At 59.8% G+C, this 16,874-nt stretch carries 13 protein-coding genes; all 13 read left to right on the top strand.

The window, feature by feature from the left end; all coding sequences use genetic code 11:
• Nucleotides 1–24: 24 nt before the first annotated feature.
• The gene (gene mraZ / locus ACP26L_RS26020; RefSeq protein ID WP_426447717.1) at nt 25–462 is read left to right on the top strand and encodes a division/cell wall cluster transcriptional repressor MraZ; all 438 of its coding nucleotides are present in this window, start codon (nt 25–27) and stop codon (nt 460–462) included.
• A 36-nt stretch (nt 463–498) separates the two neighbouring features.
• Nucleotides 499–1,458, top strand: coding sequence for a 16S rRNA (cytosine(1402)-N(4))-methyltransferase RsmH (rsmH, locus tag ACP26L_RS26015; protein WP_426447715.1), 960 nt, complete (start codon nt 499–501; stop codon nt 1,456–1,458).
• Nucleotides 1,459–1,472: 14 nt separating this feature from the next.
• Nucleotides 1,473–1,907 carry a cell division protein FtsL gene (ftsL, locus tag ACP26L_RS26010; RefSeq protein ID WP_426447713.1) on the top strand — a complete coding sequence of 145 codons (435 nt, stop codon included), beginning with the start codon at nt 1,473–1,475 and terminating at the stop codon, nt 1,905–1,907.
• Between the two features lie 30 nt (nt 1,908–1,937).
• The gene (locus ACP26L_RS26005; RefSeq protein WP_426447711.1) at nt 1,938–4,370 is read left to right on the top strand and encodes a penicillin-binding transpeptidase domain-containing protein; all 2,433 of its coding nucleotides are present in this window, start codon (nt 1,938–1,940) and stop codon (nt 4,368–4,370) included.
• A gap of 123 nt (nt 4,371–4,493) precedes the next feature.
• Nucleotides 4,494–6,452, top strand: a complete 1,959-nt coding sequence (locus ACP26L_RS26000; protein ID WP_426447709.1) for a stage V sporulation protein D — start codon at nt 4,494–4,496, stop codon at nt 6,450–6,452.
• Between the two features lie 181 nt (nt 6,453–6,633).
• A complete protein-coding gene (locus tag ACP26L_RS25995; RefSeq protein ID WP_426447707.1) occupies nt 6,634–8,127 on the top strand; it encodes a UDP-N-acetylmuramoyl-L-alanyl-D-glutamate--2,6-diaminopimelate ligase in 1,494 nt (497 codons plus the stop codon).
• A gap of 51 nt (nt 8,128–8,178) precedes the next feature.
• Nucleotides 8,179–9,576: a UDP-N-acetylmuramoyl-tripeptide--D-alanyl-D-alanine ligase gene (locus ACP26L_RS25990; protein WP_426447705.1), complete on the top strand. Its 1,398-nt coding sequence runs from the start codon at nt 8,179–8,181 to the stop codon at nt 9,574–9,576.
• Between the two features lie 4 nt (nt 9,577–9,580).
• A complete protein-coding gene (gene mraY / locus ACP26L_RS25985) occupies nt 9,581–10,543 on the top strand; it encodes a phospho-N-acetylmuramoyl-pentapeptide-transferase (protein ID WP_426447703.1) in 963 nt (320 codons plus the stop codon).
• 2 nt (nt 10,544–10,545) lie between these two features.
• Nucleotides 10,546–11,967, top strand: a complete 1,422-nt coding sequence (gene murD, locus ACP26L_RS25980; RefSeq protein ID WP_426447701.1) for a UDP-N-acetylmuramoyl-L-alanine--D-glutamate ligase — start codon at nt 10,546–10,548, stop codon at nt 11,965–11,967.
• A gap of 80 nt (nt 11,968–12,047) precedes the next feature.
• Nucleotides 12,048–13,145 (top strand): stage V sporulation protein E, encoded by a 1,098-nt coding sequence (gene spoVE, locus ACP26L_RS25975; RefSeq protein ID WP_426447699.1) that lies wholly within the window; start codon nt 12,048–12,050, stop codon nt 13,143–13,145.
• A 64-nt stretch (nt 13,146–13,209) separates the two neighbouring features.
• Nucleotides 13,210–14,286, top strand: coding sequence for an undecaprenyldiphospho-muramoylpentapeptide beta-N-acetylglucosaminyltransferase (locus ACP26L_RS25970; protein ID WP_426447697.1), 1,077 nt, complete (start codon nt 13,210–13,212; stop codon nt 14,284–14,286).
• Nucleotides 14,287–14,491: 205 nt separating this feature from the next.
• A complete protein-coding gene (gene murB / locus ACP26L_RS25965; RefSeq protein WP_426447695.1) occupies nt 14,492–15,397 on the top strand; it encodes a UDP-N-acetylmuramate dehydrogenase in 906 nt (301 codons plus the stop codon).
• 15 nt (nt 15,398–15,412) lie between these two features.
• A complete protein-coding gene (gene murA, locus ACP26L_RS25960; RefSeq protein ID WP_426447693.1) occupies nt 15,413–16,681 on the top strand; it encodes a UDP-N-acetylglucosamine 1-carboxyvinyltransferase in 1,269 nt (422 codons plus the stop codon).
• Nucleotides 16,682–16,874: the final 193 nt, after the last annotated feature.

The following is a 16,874-nucleotide window of genomic DNA, read 5'->3' as shown; positions in this document are numbered from 1 at the left end:
GTGGTGGAAAGGGGGTGACAGGTGGTGTTCATGGGGGAGTATCAGCACAGCGTGGACGATAAAGGCCGGATGATCGTGCCGGCCAAGTTCCGTGAAGCCCTCGGAGCATCATTCATTGTCACCCGCGGACTCGATCAATGCTTATTTGTCTATCCCATGCAGGAGTGGGCGGTGCTGGAGCAGAAGCTCAAAGCGCTGCCTTTGATGAAATCCGACGCACGGGCGTTTACCCGGTTCTTCTTCTCCGGCGCGACGGAATGCGAGCTGGACAAGCAGGGCCGCGTGAACCTGCCGAAAACCCTTGTAGAGCATGCGAAGCTTGAGAAGGACTGCGTTGTAATCGGCGTTTCCAACCGGGTAGAGATTTGGAGCAAGTCGATCTGGGAAAACTACTTCCAGCAGTCGGAAGAATCTTTTGCCGAGATTGCGGAGAAGCTGGTCGACTTCAACTTTGATTTGTAAACCCGGAAGTCATGCCGAGGTTGTAGGAGGAAAGTGATGACGTTTCAACATGTGACAGTACTCAAGCAGGAAGCAGTGGAAGGATTACATATAAAGCCGGACGGCATTTATGTGGACTGTACCCTCGGAGGGGCGGGACACAGCCGTGAGATCGCTTCCAGGCTCGGGCCCGGCGGCCTCCTGATCGCTTTTGACCAGGATGATATCGCCCTGAACAATGCGAAGATCCAGCTGGCCGAATTCGGTGACCGGGTGCGCCTTGTGCGCAGCAATTTCCGCTTTCTGGAGCGGGAGCTTTCCAAAATTCCGGAGGCTTTGAAGGATGGAATTCCTCAAGTTGACGGCATCTTGTTCGACCTGGGGGTCTCGTCCCCCCAGCTTGATGAAGCCGACAGAGGCTTCAGCTACAACCATGATGCCGAGCTGGACATGCGGATGGACCGCACTTCGCCGCTGACAGCGAAGGATATTGTGAACGATTGGGACGAGAAAGAGATCGCCCAGATCCTCTTCGAATACGGCGAGGAGAAGTTCGCCCGGCGGATCGCCTCGAAGATCGCGGCCGCCCGTGCGGCTGCCCCGATCGAGACGACCGGCCAGCTGGCGGAGCTCGTGAAGGAAGGCATCCCCGCCGCGGCCCGGCGTACAGGGGGCCATCCCGCGAAGCGGAGCTTCCAGGCACTGCGCATCGCGGTCAATGACGAGCTAGGCGCCTTCGAGGAGGCGCTGGAGCAGACGATCCGCTGCCTGGCTCCGGGAGGCAGGGCCGCCGTCATTACGTTCCACTCGCTGGAAGACCGGATCTGCAAGCAGACGTTCAACAAGTATGTTGCGCGGTGCACCTGTCCGTCGGACTTCCCGATGTGTGTCTGCGGCACCAAGGGCACGGTGAAGCTGATCAACCGCAAGCCGATTGAGGCGGGCGGGGAGGAGCTCGGTGCGAATCCGCGTGCGCGTTCCGCCAAACTCCGCATTGCCGAAAAACTAGAGACCTAAGGGGGAGACCAATCTTGCCGGCTTACATGCATGGAAATCTTGCGACTCAACAACCACAGCGCCCTGAGAAGAAAGTTCGCATCAAGGAAACGAAGAAAGTTGTCGTGCGCAGCAAAACGCTGCCGGTACAAGAGAAGCTCCTGTACCTGTTTACGGTCGTTGTCTGTGTTATGGTAGCGGGGCTGATCATCTGGCGGTATGCTCAGATCTACGAGATGAATCAGAAGATTCTGACGATGGAGCAGGAGATCAAACAGATTGAAGCCCAAAATATTATTTTGAAGCAGCAGGTGGATAAGCTGTCCGATCCGATTGAGCTCGAGAAAAAAGCGAAGGAGCTGGGCCTCTCGTTCCAGGATTCCCAGACAACGGGAACGGCGGCGTCCGCCTCGAAGAAGACGGAGACGGCTTCAGCGCAGACTTCAAAGAAAACCAAGGATCAACCCTGATCCGCCATTTGGAATAGGGGGACTTACAAAATGGGAAAGCAGATCAAATTTCGATCGTTGTTCATTGGAGGGGGGTTCGCCCTCCTTTTTGCTGTCCTCGTCATTCGAATTTTTTGGGTGCAGGTAGTAGACGGGGGCGATTACCTGAAGCAGGCTCAGCAATTATGGGTAAAAGAATCGGACATTCCGGCCCAGAGGGGCTCCATCCTGGATCGGACAGACAAGGTGCTGGCAGAGGATGGTCCGGCCGCGACGCTGCTTCTTCTGCCGGGGTCTATCGCGGAGAACGGGCTGCAGGAAGAAATCGTGCGCCGGCTCGCGGAGATTCTGAAGACTTCGGATGATCCGGCTTCGATTACGATGCTGGAAGAGAAGATCCGCTCCCGGATTACCAAAGGGATTACGGATAAAAAGGCGGCTGTCGAGGTCAACAGCGAAGGCTGGAAGATCGGGGCCGACCAAATCGACCAGATTAAGAAGTTTGTGAAGGAGCAGCAGGATCTCTTGGATCTGCGCTACAAAGATGACCCCAAGAGCAAGAACAAGCCGCTTGTGGGTGTGGAACTTAGGGAAGAGCCGAGCAAACGGTTCTATCCTGCCCAGCAGCTGGCCGCTCACCTCCTGGGATATATTAACAAAGAGGGCAAGGCGGTCATGGGCCTGGAGAAGCAGCTTGACGACAAGCTGAAGGGCACGGACGGCTTTCTCCACTTGGAGAAGGACCGGAAAGGCGTGGAGCTGCTCAACAGCGAGAAGCGCTACCAGCCTGCTGTGAACGGCAACAATGTCCGTCTGACGCTCGACCGGAACATCCAATTCTATATGGAGAGCGCATTGGAGAAGGTGGCCGCGAAGTGGAATCCGAAGAGCATGACGGCCATTGCGGTTGACCCGATGACGATGGAGATTCTGGGGCTTGCCAACTACCCGACGTTCAACCCGAACCGGTACGGGGAGTCGGACATGAAGAACTTCACCAACCATGCCGTCGCCTCCCAGTATGAGCCGGGCTCGACGTTTAAGCTCGTTACCTTGGCAGGTGCGGTGCAGGAAGGGAAGTTCCATCCGGACGAGAAATATCAGTCGGGTTCCATCCGGATTCTCGACCGCCGGCTCCATGACCATAATATCTCCGGCTGGGGCAAAATTACATATCTCGAGGGCTTGAAGCGGTCGAGTAACGTGGCTTTCGTCAAGCTCGGGATGGAGGCTCTCGGCCAGGATGCGCTTAAGGGTTATATTGAAAAGTTCGGCTTCGGCGTCAAAACGGGTGTAGATATTCCGGGTGAGGTGCCGGGGATCGTGAATCTGCGGGTTCCGGCCGACTTCGCCACCGCCACATACGGTCAGGGGGCGCTCACGGTGAACGCCATGCAGCTGACAGCGGCTTATTCGGCCATCGCCAATGGCGGGACGCTGATGAAGCCTTATTTGATTAAAGAGATCTATAACCCCCTGACCGGCGAAGTAATTCAAGAGAATAAGCCGGAGGAGGTCCGCCGGGTCGTCTCCCCGGAGACGGCCAAGCAGGTTACGGAGTATCTCGAGACCGTAGTATCGGATAGGAAAATCGGTACGGGTAAGAACGCGGCGATCGACGGCTACCGGATTGCGGGCAAGACGGGTACGGCGAACAAGGTTCTTCCCGGGGAGAAGACCTATGCCGAAGGCAAGTGGGTCATCTCCTTCGTAGGGTACGCGCCGGCGGAGAACCCGCGTATTCTAGTGACGATTGTCGCAGATGAGCCGGATCTTGGCGGCGACTATCACCTCGGCGGCGAGGTGGCTGCTCCGGCATTCAAGCAGATCGTCTCCCAAACACTGCGCTACTGGGGCATCGCACCGAGTACGCAGGTGAAATCAGCGGAGGCAGCCGCACAGGAGCCCGGCACGAAGGTGCCGAATCTCGTCGGCAAGACGCCTGAAGCGGCCCGGGCGGCCATGGACGCCTTCGGCGTTGTACTCGAGACGCTTGGCAGCGGACCAAAGGTACTCGCCCAATCGCCGGCGCCCGGTACCGAAATCGGCGGGGCGCAGCGAATGTATGTAGTGCTCGAAGAAGGCACCGAGCTGGAGGTGCCGGACCTCAGCGGCAAATCGCTGCGTGATGCGGTGGAGGTCTGCTCCTTTGTGAAAGTGCGCTGCCAGTCGATCGGGGAGGGGTATGTCGCCTCGCAGGTGGTGGAAGGCAGCGGGGAGACGCGGACGGTCACCCTGACGCTCAAGCCGTACAGTGAGCTCCTTGAGACGGTGGAGAGCGACAGCAAGGACGCGGCGAAGACTCCAGCCGGCAGCGATAAGAACACGAAGGCTGCAGGAGCCAAGACTACGGAGACCGGAAACAAGGAAGGGACCAAGAGCTCATCCGCATCTTCCAGCAGTACGGCGAAGAAAACAACATCCGGCAAGGACGCGGAGGAGAGCGGTGGCAGTTCCTCCGGTTCTTCCGGATTAAGAGAATAGCATAGGGCTTGTTCTAACCCCTGGTTGTCCCGAATAGGGATGATATGAACGAAGAAAGCTGCGGACGGGCATGGGAACATCGGTTGCCCCCGGCAGACGTTCAGGAAGGGGTTAGAAGCCGGCATGAGGGCATCGAATGTAACGGTCCGTCGTCGATTGTTCACCGCACTGATGGTAGGAACGATCCTTTTCTTCGCGCTGGTGGTGCGGCTGGCGTATGTGCAGTTGTGGAAGGGGCCGGAGATTAACAAGCTTGCGGAGGAGTCCTGGCGGAGGGAGATTCCGGTGACCTCGAAGCGGGGGGAGATCCTGGACCGCAACGGGGTCCAGCTGGCCTACAATATCTCCTCGCCGACCGTCATGGCGGTGCCGGCACAGATCAAGGACGCTGAAGCGACGGCGGCGCGACTGGCGACAGCGCTCGGAATGGACCAGGCGGCCATCCTCAAGCAGATCACTTCCCGACAAATGAGCGTGTACCTGAAGCCCGGCGGCCGCAAGATCTCCCTGGAGAAAGCCAAAGAGATCAAAGAGATGAATCTCCCGGGCGTATGGGTGACCGAGGATAACAAGCGTCATTATCCCTTCGGGGAGCTGGCGGCTCATGTGCTGGGATTCACGGGTGCTTATAATCAGGGCTTGACGGGCATAGAATTGAAGTACGAGAAAAATCTTACCGGAATTAAAGGCAATATCTCCTATCTGGCCGATGCCGCAGGAAAGTATATGCCGGGCTCGACCGACGAATACAAGAAGCCGCTCGACGGGCTGAACCTGCAGCTGACGATCGACAGCCGCATCCAGCAGATCATGGAGCGGGAGCTCGATCAGGCGATGGTGAAGTTCCAGCCGAAGCATGTAGTGGCCATAGCGATGGACCCCAACAATGGCGAGATTCTGGCCATGGGCTCGAGGCCCGGTTTCGATCCGGGGAACTTCCAGGCTTCGCCGGTACAGAACTACAACCGGAACCTGCCGATCTGGATGACCTATGAGCCCGGTTCCACCTTTAAGATCATCACTCTGGCGGCAGCGCTGCAGGAGCAGAAGGTGAAGCTCACCGACCCCTTCCACGACCCCGGATCCATCGAGGTTGCAGGCGCAAGGCTCCGCTGCTGGAAACGGCAGGGCCACGGCAGCGAGACGTTCCTGCAGGTGGTGGAGAATTCGTGCAACCCGGGCTTCGTGGTCATGGGACAGAAGCTTGGCAAAGACGTCCTGCTTGATTACGTTTCGAAGTTCGGATTCGGGAAGAAGACGGGCATCGACCTGGGGGGAGAAGAGAACGGCATCATGTTCAAGCCGTCCCGTGTGGGACCGGTAGAGCTGGCGACGATCTCGTTCGGCCAGGGGGTGTCGGTTACGCCGATCCAGCAGATCACCGCGGTGTCGGCGGCGGTCAACGGAGGGAAGCTGTTCAAGCCCCATGTGGCACGCGCCTGGTATAATCCCGAGAGCGGCGAGCTGGTGGAGGCGGTGCAGCCGGAGCTCGTGCGCCAGGTGATCTCGGAAGAGACGTCAAAGCAGGTGCGCGAGACGCTGGAGAGTGTCGTAGCCAACGGCACAGGGCGCAACGCGTTTATCGACGGATACCGGGTCGGAGGCAAGACGGGAACGGCGCAGAAGGTCGTGAACGGTCGGTACTCCTCCAGCGAGCACATCGTATCGTTCATCGGCTTCGCGCCGGCGGACGATCCCAAGGTCGTCATCTATGCGGCCGTGGACGACCCGCAGGGCATTCAGTTCGGCGGTCTCATCGCCGCTCCGCTCGTCAAGAACATCATGGAGGATACGCTCCGCTACATGAACGTGCCGCAGCGCAAGGATCAGCTCGACCGCAAGTACGTCTACGGGGACACGCCGATCGCCGTTGTGCCGGATCTCATCGGGCGCAGCGTATCGGATCTCTATGAAGATCTCAACATGAATTTTACACTCGCAAAGTCGGGAACAGGCACGACGGTAGTCAACCAGGTGCCCAAACCGGGCAGCCGGGTGGACCAGGGGTCCACGATTAGGGTATACTTGTCGGATGCCGCTCCGCCGCCGGAGGGCCCAAAGGCGGGCCAGACCCCCGAGTAAAGAGGAGTCCCCCCGGGATTCCTCTCCCTTGGGAGAAGCGCGAAGCAGCCTCGGGCCGCAGCCGGATGACGGCGGGGTCATACTCGCGGTATGCCTTTCTGATAAAATCAAAAATAGGCTTTTCAGCGAGAGATTTTTTGTCCATAATAGATACCATGTGTAAAAACGGAGGGGACGCTTCATGCAGCTGAAAGAACTGGCAAACGGTCTGGCCGTCAGCCGGATCCTCGGCAGGGCCGATACTGAAGTCAAGGGGCTGCAGACTGACTCCCGCAAGGTAGTACCTGGCGATTTGTTCATCTGCATTCCGGGACTGGTCGCCGATGGCCACGATTATGCGGCCGCCGCCGTTGAGCGCGGGGCTTGCGCCCTTGTGGCGGAGAGAGAGCTGGACGCCGGGGTGCCCGTGCTCCTGGTGAAAGATGCCCGCCATGCGATGGCGGTGCTGGCGAATCACTTCTACGGCTATCCGAGCCGGGAACTGAAGCTCATCGGCGTAACGGGAACGAACGGAAAGACGACAACGACGTATCTGCTCGACCGCGTCTTAAGCGATGCGGGTTACCGCACGGGACTCATGGGCAACATCCACATCAAGATTGGCGGCGAGTATCTGCCGAACCATGCGACGAATACGCAGGAAGCGCTGGAGCTGCAGAGGATTCTGCGGCAGATGGCGGATGCCGGGACCGATTACTGTCTGATGGAGGTATCCTCGCACGGCCTGGAGATGGGCCGGGTGAAGGGATGCCTATTCCGGTCGGGCATTTTTACCAATTTGACCCAGGATCATCTCGATTTCCACGGTACGATGGAGCGCTACCAGGCTGCGAAGGGACTGCTGTTCTCACGGCTTGGCAACGACTATGGGGCGGACCCGGCACACCGCCGATTCGCCGTGCTGAACGGGGACGAGGAAGCCTCGGAGGACTACGCGAAGCTGACGGCAGCCGAGACGATCGTCTACGGGATCGACAAACCGAAGGCGGATGTACGGGCGGAGAACATAGAGATGACGGCCCAGGGAACCCGGTTCCGCTGTGTAACCTACCGGGGGACGGCGGAGATCCGGACGCGGCTGGTCGGCCGTTTCAATGTGTACAACGTCCTGGGCGTGATTGCCGCCGCCCTGGCCGAAGGTCTGGAGCTCGAAGGCATCGCTGCAAGCCTCGCCGCTATCGCATCGGTAGAGGGACGCATGGAAGTGGTGGATGCCGGGCAGCCGTTCCTGGTGCTCGTGGATTATGCCCATACGCCGGACGGTCTGGAGAATGCGCTGTCCACGGTGTCCCAATTTGCCGAAGGAAGCATCTACTGCGTATTCGGCTGCGGGGGCGACCGGGACCGCACGAAGCGTCCGCAGATGGGCGGCGTGGCGGCGAAGTACAGCGACTACATCTACGTGACGTCGGATAACCCGCGGACGGAGAATCCGGAGGCGATTCTGCAGGACATCGTACCGGGGATCGAGCAGGCGGGACTGGATCCGGCGAGCTACGAGCTCATCGCGGACCGCAAGGAAGCGATCCGCCGTGCAGTGGAGAGAGCCCAGCCGGGTGACATTGTGCTCATCGCGGGCAAGGGGCACGAGACGTATCAGGATATCGGCGGGGTCAAACATCCGTTCGACGATCGGCTCGTAGCCAGGGATGCCATACAGGGTAGAGCCCGATAAGGATATGCACAGCGAATATAGCAAGAACGAAGCGATAAAGGGGCGGAAAGCATGATAGAGCGGACACTGGGCGAGATCGCAAGGATGGCGGGAGGCACGCTGGCGGATGCCGCTGCGGCGGACCGGCCCGTGAAGGGCGTGTCGAAGGACACCCGGACCTTGGCCGAGGGCAACCTGTATGTGCCGATTATCGGCGATGCGTTCGACGGGCACAACTTTGCCGAAGCCGCCCTGGAGCAGGGGGCTTCGGGCCTCCTGTGGCAGAGTGATCACGGCAGCGGACCGGCCGGAGCGCCTCTGATCTACGTGGATGATGCGCTGCAGGCGCTGCAGCAGCTTGCGACAGCCTACCGCCGGGAGCTGGCGGTGCGCATCGTCGGCATCACCGGCAGCAACGGCAAGACGACAACGAAGGACATGACGGCTGCCGTCCTGTCAACCACATTTCGCGTGCACAAGACGCTCGGCAATTACAACAACCATATCGGGCTTCCGCTCACGCTTCTGCAGATGAATGAGGATACCGAAATTGCAGTGCTCGAGATGGGCATGAGCGGGCGGGGCGAGATCGAGCTGCTCTCGCGCCTGGCGGAGCCGGAGATCGCCATCATCACGAACATCGGCGAGGCCCATCTGCTGCAGCTGGGCTCCCGCCTCGAGATTGCGCGGGCGAAGACCGAAATCCTGGCGGGCCTGCAGCCGGACGGCGTGCTCGTCTATCACGGCGACGAACCGCTGATCCGTGAGGTGCTGCCGGAATGGGAGGCGCCGGAGCGGAGCTTCCGCGGAATCACCTTCGGCCGGGAGGCGTCGAACGACCTGTTCCCGCTCGATCTCCGTCTGACGGAGTCCGGGACGCAGATGACGGTGAACACGGATCCGCAGACGTCGTATTACATTCCGATGCTCGGCGCACACAATGCGGTCAACGCGCTGGCGGCGATCGCGGTAGGCCGGCACTTCGGACTTACCGCTCCGGTGATCGCCGAAGGGCTGCAGGGCCTGGTCATGACCGGCATGCGCATCGAAGTCAGCGTGGCGCCGTCCGGCCTCACGGTCTGGAATGATGCCTACAACGCGAGTCCGACGGCCATGCGGGCGGCGCTGGCCCTCCTGCACGAGGCGCAGGGCTTCGGGCGCAAATATGCGGCGCTCGGCGATATGCTGGAGCTGGGGGAGAAGGAGGCCGAATTCCACCGGGAGATCGGCCGGGTGCTCGATCCCGCCCAGGTGGAGGCGGTGTTCCTCTTTGGCCCGCTCGCCGGACATATCGCCGAAGGAGCCCTGGAGAAGTTTCCGCCGGAGCGCGTGCGGCATTATGAAGACAAAGAAACGCTGGCGCGCGAGCTGGCCGAAGCCGCTTCGGCGCAGGATGTCGTGCTGATCAAAGGATCTCGCGGCATGCGCATGGAGCAGGTGGCTTCGTTTTTAGTGCAATTGGGGGGATAATTCGGTGGATTTCAATATCGTTATGATTACGCTCGGCGTAGCTTTTTTGCTTGCGGTTATTATGGGGCCTCTCTTCATTCCCCTGCTGCGCCGTCTCAAGTTCGGACAGCAGATTCGGGGCGAGGGTCCCCAGAGCCACCTCAAGAAATCCGGCACGCCGACCATGGGCGGGATCATTATCATGCTGGCGCTCGCGCTGGCGGTTCTCCGCTTCGGGGAACGCAACATGGAAACCGTAACGCTGCTCGTCGCCACCCTCGGATACGGGTTTGTCGGTTTCCTCGATGACTATATCAAGATCGTGTTCAAACGTTCGCTGGGTCTGACGGCCCGCCAGAAGCTGCTCGGGCAGCTGGTCGTATCGATCGTCGTCTGCGTGCTCCTCGTCCAGATGGGGCACAGCACGGATATCCGCATTCCTTATCTTCATTTCTCGTTCGATCTCGGCTGGCTGTACTTCCCGTTCGTGGTCTTCCTGATGCTCGGCACTTCCAATGCCGTCAACTTCACGGACGGTCTCGACGGGCTGCTTGCGGGCACCTCGGCTATTGCTTTCGGTGCCTATGCGATTATTGCGCTGAACAACACGCAGCCGAATATCGCGATCTTCTCGGCGGCCGTTGTCGGTGCGGTACTGGGCTTTCTGGTGTTCAACGCGCATCCGGCCAAGGTATTCATGGGAGATACCGGGTCGCTCGGCCTCGGCGGCGGTCTTACCGTCGTGGCGCTGCTGACGAAGGCGGAGCTGCTGCTCGCGCTCATCGGAGGCGTATTCCTGGTGGAGATTCTCTCCGTTATCATTCAAGTCGTATCGTTTAAGACCAGAGGCAAGCGCGTATTCAAAATGAGCCCGATCCACCATCACTTCGAACTCGTCGGATGGTCGGAGTGGCGCGTGGTCATCTCCTTTTGGACGGCGGGGCTGATCCTGGCGGGCATCGGACTATACATTAACGAGGTGTTGTAGGCATGGAGCATCCATCATCATACGGCGGCCGCCAGGTCGTCATTCTGGGCCTGGCGAGAAGCGGCGTAGCCGTGGCCAAATTGTTCCGCGAGCAGGGTGCGCATGTCACCGTCAACGATAAGAAGGAACGCCAATTATGCCCTGAGGCCGACGAACTGGAGGCCCTGGGTATTTCTGTTGTCTGCGGGTCTCACCCCGCCGGACTGGTGCATGAGGGCATCGCACTGGTAGTTAAGAACCCCGGCATCCCGTACACGGTCGATCCGGTGCGCCGGGCGACCGAGCTCGGCGTTGAGGTCGTCACGGAGGTGGAGGTGGCTTACCGCATCTGCCGGGCGCCGATCATCGGCATCACCGGCTCGAACGGCAAGACCACCACGACGACGTGGACAGGACTCATGCTCGAGGCCGGCGGCCTGAAGCCCATCGTCGCCGGGAATATCGGCCGGGCGCTGACGGAGGCGGCGCTGGAGGCCGAAGCGGACAACCGAATGGTCGTTGAGCTGAGCTCCTTCCAGCTCAAGGGTACGGACCGGTTCCGCCCGCGGATCGGCTGCCTGACCAACGTGTATGAGACGCATCTCGATTATCACGGCTCCATGAACGACTACGTCGAGTCGAAGGCGAAGCTGTTCGCCAATCAGACCGAAGAGGACACGGCCGTGCTGAACTGGGACCATGAGATCTGCCGCCAAGTGGCGGAGGGCCTCCGCTCGCAGGTGCTGCCGTTCTCGATCCGTCAGGAGCTGGACTACGGATTCTATGTTCAGCCGCCGATCGGTGAGGGAAGCGAAGATGATGCGCACCGGATGCTCGTCTACCGCAGCCGGGACGGCGCCCTCCAGGAGATTCTGCCTATGAAGGAGATCGGCATTCCCGGCACCTTCAACGTGGAGAATGCGCTGGCGGCCAGCGCCATTGCGCTGACCAGCGGGGTTGGCGTGGAAGCGATCGCGGACGTGCTTCGTTCCTTCGGAGGCGTCGAGCACCGGCTGGAGCTCGTCGGCACGAAGGACGGCGTCCAGTTCTACAACAACTCCAAGGCGACGAACCCGACCGCAACGATCAAGACGATCGAAGCGTTAACGCAGGATATCATCCTGATTGCCGGGGGACTTGACCGCGGATCCGACTATATGGAGCTGCTTCCTGTCTTCGGAGGACAGGTGAAGGGGCTTGTCGCTCTGGGAGAAACCAAGGAAAAAATCGTCCGTGTCGCCCGTCTGGCCGGCATGAGCCGGGTGAAAACCGTCGATACTGCTAAGCAGGTGCAGGATACGGTCACGAAGGCGGTCCGGGAAGCGTTCGCCATGGCAAAGCCTGGGGATGTCGTGCTTCTCTCGCCCGCGTGCGCCAGCTGGGACATGTTCGCCTCCTATGAGGAAAGGGGAAGCATGTTTAGGCAGTCCGTGCATAACCTTTAAGAGGGGGCTGCAGGCGTTCCGGGACTCGGTGCGGACGCAAAAGCGCCTCTAAGTCACGAAGGTTAGAGGTGTGGACAAAAATGGTCAAAGCTAGGTCGTCACCGGACATGTTGCTTCTCGGCTCCACGCTTGTGCTTCTGGTCATCGGCGTGGTCATGGTCTTCAGCGCCAGCGCGGTGCTCGCATTCCGCGAATTCGGGGATTCGATGTACTATTTGAAGCGGCAGGCGCTGTTTGCAGGGCTTGGTGTCGCCGCCATGGTGTTCACTATGAATACCGACTATTGGATCTGGAAGAAGTATGCCAAAGTCGCCTTGATCGTCTGCTTTGTACTGCTGGTTGCGGTCCTGGTACCGGGCATCGGCGTGGTGCGCGGTGGCGCCCGCAGCTGGCTCGGTATCGGCTCCTTCGGCATCCAGCCTTCCGAGTTCATGAAGATGGGAATGATCATTTTCCTCTCGAAGTGGCTCTCGGAGCGGCAGGGCACCATTACGCTGTTCGCCAAAGGCCTGATGCCTCCGCTCGGTTTGGTGGGACTGGCCTTCGGCATGATCATGCTCCAGCCCGACCTTGGGACCGGAGCCGTTCTCGTCGGCGCCTCCCTGTTGATTATCTACGTTGCGGGCGCGCGCCTGCTTCATCTGTCTTATCTCGGTATGGTCGGGGTTGCCGGACTCATCGGCCTCATTATTGCCGCTCCCTACCGGCTGAAGCGGATCACCGCTTTTCTGGACCCCTGGGCCGATCCGCTCGGCGCGGGCTATCAGTCCATCCAGTCGCTCTATGCGATTGGTCCGGGTGGGCTCGTCGGACTCGGGCTCGGCATGAGCCGGCAGAAGTACAGCTATCTCCCCGAACCGCAAACCGACTTCATTTTCTCCATCATTGCCGAGGAACTCGGCTTTATCGGTGGCACGTTCGTGCTCCTGCTCTTCACGCTGCTCGTGTGGCGGGGGATGCGCACCGCCATTACGGCCCCCGATACGTTCGGCAGCCTGCTGGCCACGGGCATCGTGGGCATGGTGGCCGTCCAGGTCGTCATCAACATCGGGGTGGTCATCGGCATGTTCCCCGTCACCGGCATTACGCTCCCTCTGATCAGCGCAGGCGGCTCATCGCTCACCTTGATGCTGACCTCGCTCGGCGTGCTGCTCAACATTTCCCGTTATTCCAGGTGACCCTGACTCCAGATACCTGGCCCAAGGCAACCTATCCCAGGTGAGTAGAAAGGTGAGCATCCCTATGAAAAAAATCGTCTTCACCGGCGGCGGAACCGCCGGCCATGTGACCCCCAACCTGGCGGTCATGGCCGAGCTCCGCAGGCAGGGTTGGGACATGGAATATATCGGCTCCCGGGACGGGATCGAGAAGGACATCATCGATCACGAGGGAATTCCGTTTCATCATATCGCTTCGGGTAAGCTCAGGCGGTATTTCGATCTCAAGAACTTCAAGGATCCGCTGCGCGTCATCCAGGGAACGCTGCAGGCGTACAGGCTGCTGCGCCGGATCCGGCCGCATATCGTGTTCTCCAAGGGCGGCTTCGTCTCCGTGCCGGTGATCGTCGGCTGCCGGCTTGCCGGCATTCCGGTCATCGCCCACGAGTCCGACCTCACTCCAGGACTCGCGAACAAAATTTCAATGCCGTTCGTCTCGCGGATCTGCGTGACCTTCCCGGAGACCCTGAAGCATTTGCGGGGAGGCAAAGCCGAGTGCACCGGGCTTCCGATCCGGGAGCAGATCCTGAATGGCAGCGCTTCGAAGGGCAGGCAGCTCTGTGATTTCCACTCTGCCAAGCCGGTACTGTTCATCATGGGCGGCAGCCTCGGCGCCCAGAAGATCAACCAGGCGGTCCGCAGCATCCTGGATTCGCTGCTCAAGGAATTCCAGATCATCCATATCTGTGGCAAAGGCAATACCGACCCCGGACTGCAGGGAATCCGGGGCTACCGCCAGTTCGAGTACGTTAAGGATGAACTGCCGGATCTGCTCGCAGCGGCATCGCTGGTGGTATCCCGGGCGGGCTCCACCTCGATCTTCGAATTCCTGGCGGCACGCAAGCCGATGCTGCTCATTCCGTTGTCCCGGGCGGCGAGCCGGGGGGACCAGATTCTCAACGCCGAATCGTTCCGCTCGCAGGGATACTGCGAAGTGCTGCAGGAGGAAGCGTTGACGGAAGCTTCGCTTCTTTCCGCCGTGCACTTACTGCACGCGGATAAAGACCGCATCGTGGCGAACATGGACCGCAGCCCCTATGGGGACGGAACCGCCAAGATTGTCCGTCTGATCGAAGCCCACCGGCTGAAGGAGGGCTCGTGAACATTCTCAATGGGCGATTGTCACACTCTAGCTTCTTCTACATAAACTACACTATAACCGTGACAGACGTCCGGAAGGCGCGGCAGACAGCCGCAGGCCGGCAGCAGAGAGCATTAAATAAGAGCCGGCCGGCTGTCCGTCCGCCCGGCTGCAGGCACACTGCCGCAGCCGGCTGCAACGGCGTTTCTGTGAAGGAGGTTTACCCATGCAACAGGTCATATCAGAACTCATGAACGGGTCTTGCGGCGAAGTTCGACTGAACGAGCCGCTTGCCCCCTACACCACCTGGAAGATCGGCGGACCCGCCGACGTCCTGCTGATCCCGCGCGACAAGACGGAGCTCGTGCATGCCGTCAAGCTTTTGCATGCACACGGTACGCCCTGGACCGCCCTGGGCCGGGGCTCCAATCTGCTCGTTACCGACAAGGGCATCCGCGGTGTGGTGATCAAACTGGGGGATGCGCTCGAGACCGCGCGGTTTGAAGGGGAGCTCGTATATGCCGGCGGCGCATTCTCGTTCATCAAGTTATCGGTCATGGCGGGCAAAGAGGGATTGACCGGGTTGGAGTTTGCCTCAGGCATTCCGGGAACCGTGGGTGGAGCCGTCTACATGAACGCCGGAGCGCACGGGTCCGATGTGTCACGCATACTACTGCGGGCTGAAGTTTTGCTCCCTGACGGGGAGTTGGTCACAATGGAGAAAGACGATCTGGCGTATGCTTACCGGCATTCGGTGCTGCAGCAGCGGCCCGGCATTGTAACCGAAGCGGTGTTTGGGCTACAGTACGGTGACCGGCTGGAGATCGCAGCCACGCTGGCTTCCTACAAAGCCCGGCGCCTGCGTACGCAGCCCCTGCAGCTGGCCTGCGCGGGCAGCGTGTTCCGCAACCCGGACGGCCATTTTGCCGCCAAGCTGATCGAAGACACCGACCTCAAAGGATACCGGGTCGGCGGCGCCGAAGTCTCTCCGCTGCATGCCAACTTTATCGTCAACACCGGACAGGCGACAGCCCTCGACGTGCTTACCCTCATCGAACATGTGAAGCAGACCGTATCGGACCGGTTCGGTGTGCAGCTCATACCGGAAGTATTGGTGGTGGGTGAGCGGTAAATCGGAGGTGGGACTTTGGAAAAGTTGGTTATCGAAGGCGGGAAACCTCTATCGGGAGCCATCAAGATTCACGGAGCCAAAAATGCCGCACTGCCTATTCTGGCAGCCGGCATCATGGCGGAGGGCACCGTAGTCATCGAGAATGTGCCGGACCTGTCGGATATTCATGTGATGATCGGGATTCTGCGGTCGCTTGGATGTCAAGCGGAATACCAGGGAGATACGGTAACCGTGAACACGATGGGCGTTCATGAATTTCACATCCCGGAGCATTTGATGAGCCAGATGCGGTCTTCGATCTTCCTCATGGGTCCGCTGCTCGCACGGCTTGGCCGGGTGGAGCTGTATCAGCCCGGAGGGTGCGCGATCGGAGAGCGCAAGATTGACCTGCATCTTCGCGGCCTGGCGGCGCTTGGGGCCCACATCGAGGAGAGCGGCAGCAGGATTGTCTGTACAGCCCAAGAGCTCCGCGGAGCGGAGATCGTACTGGACTACCCGAGTGTAGGAGCGACCGAGAATATTATGATGGCCGCCGTCACCGCCCGCGGTACCACCACGATTACGGGAGCGGCGCGCGAGCCGGAGATTCAGGATCTGCAGAACTTCCTGAACTCCATGGGCGCCAAGATTATGGGAGCCGGGACGGATACGATCACCATCGAGGGTGTACCTGATCTCACTCCTACTGCCTACCGGATTATTCCGGACCGGATTGTCGCCGGGACACTGATGATCGCCGCCGCCGTCACACGTGGGAATATTACACTGGAGCAGGTATGCCCGGCACATATGACCTCGGCGATTCACGTGCTGAAGCGCGCCGGTGTTCAAATCGCAATCTGGGGTGATATAATGAACGTATGCGCTCTCACCCGTCCCAAAGCGGTGGAGCGGATCGTGACTTCGCCGCACCCGGCCTTCCCGACCGATCTGCAGTCGCAGATTATGGTGCTGCTGAGCCTTGCAGACGGGGTAAGCGTAGTGAAGGAAACGGTTTTTGAAGGACGTTTCAAGCACGTGGATGAACTCTCCCGCATGGGGGCGGACATCCGGGTGGATCTCAATGCGGCTATGATCCGGGGCGTCCCCCGTTTGTACGGCGCCACGGTAGAAGCTACCGACCTGCGGGCGGGAGCGGCACTGGTCATTGCCGGCCTCGCCGCACAGGGCACAACAGTCATCGAACAAATTCATCACATTGACCGTGGTTATGACCGGATTGAGGCTATGCTGAGTGCACTCGGCGCAAGCATTCTCCGGGTAACGCCGGTAATCTCGGAGTAGTTCTCCGATCCGTTCAGGCGTCCGTTTCCAGCAATTCGGCTCTTACGAAATCCATCGTTCGGTATCATCCGATTTCCTGTTTCTTCTATTATTATGATCACAACCGCCCTTCTATCCCTTTTCTCCCGAGAAAGGGATAGGGCGGTTTACATATTGGCTTTTCGGCTCGGCGTTCGGGCTACGAAGTTTCGCC

Source organism: Paenibacillus sp. S-38, assembly GCF_049942825.1.
Taxonomy (GTDB): Bacteria; Bacillota; Bacilli; order Paenibacillales; family NBRC-103111; genus Paenibacillus_G.
This window is presented reverse-complemented; position numbering and strand designations above follow the sequence as displayed.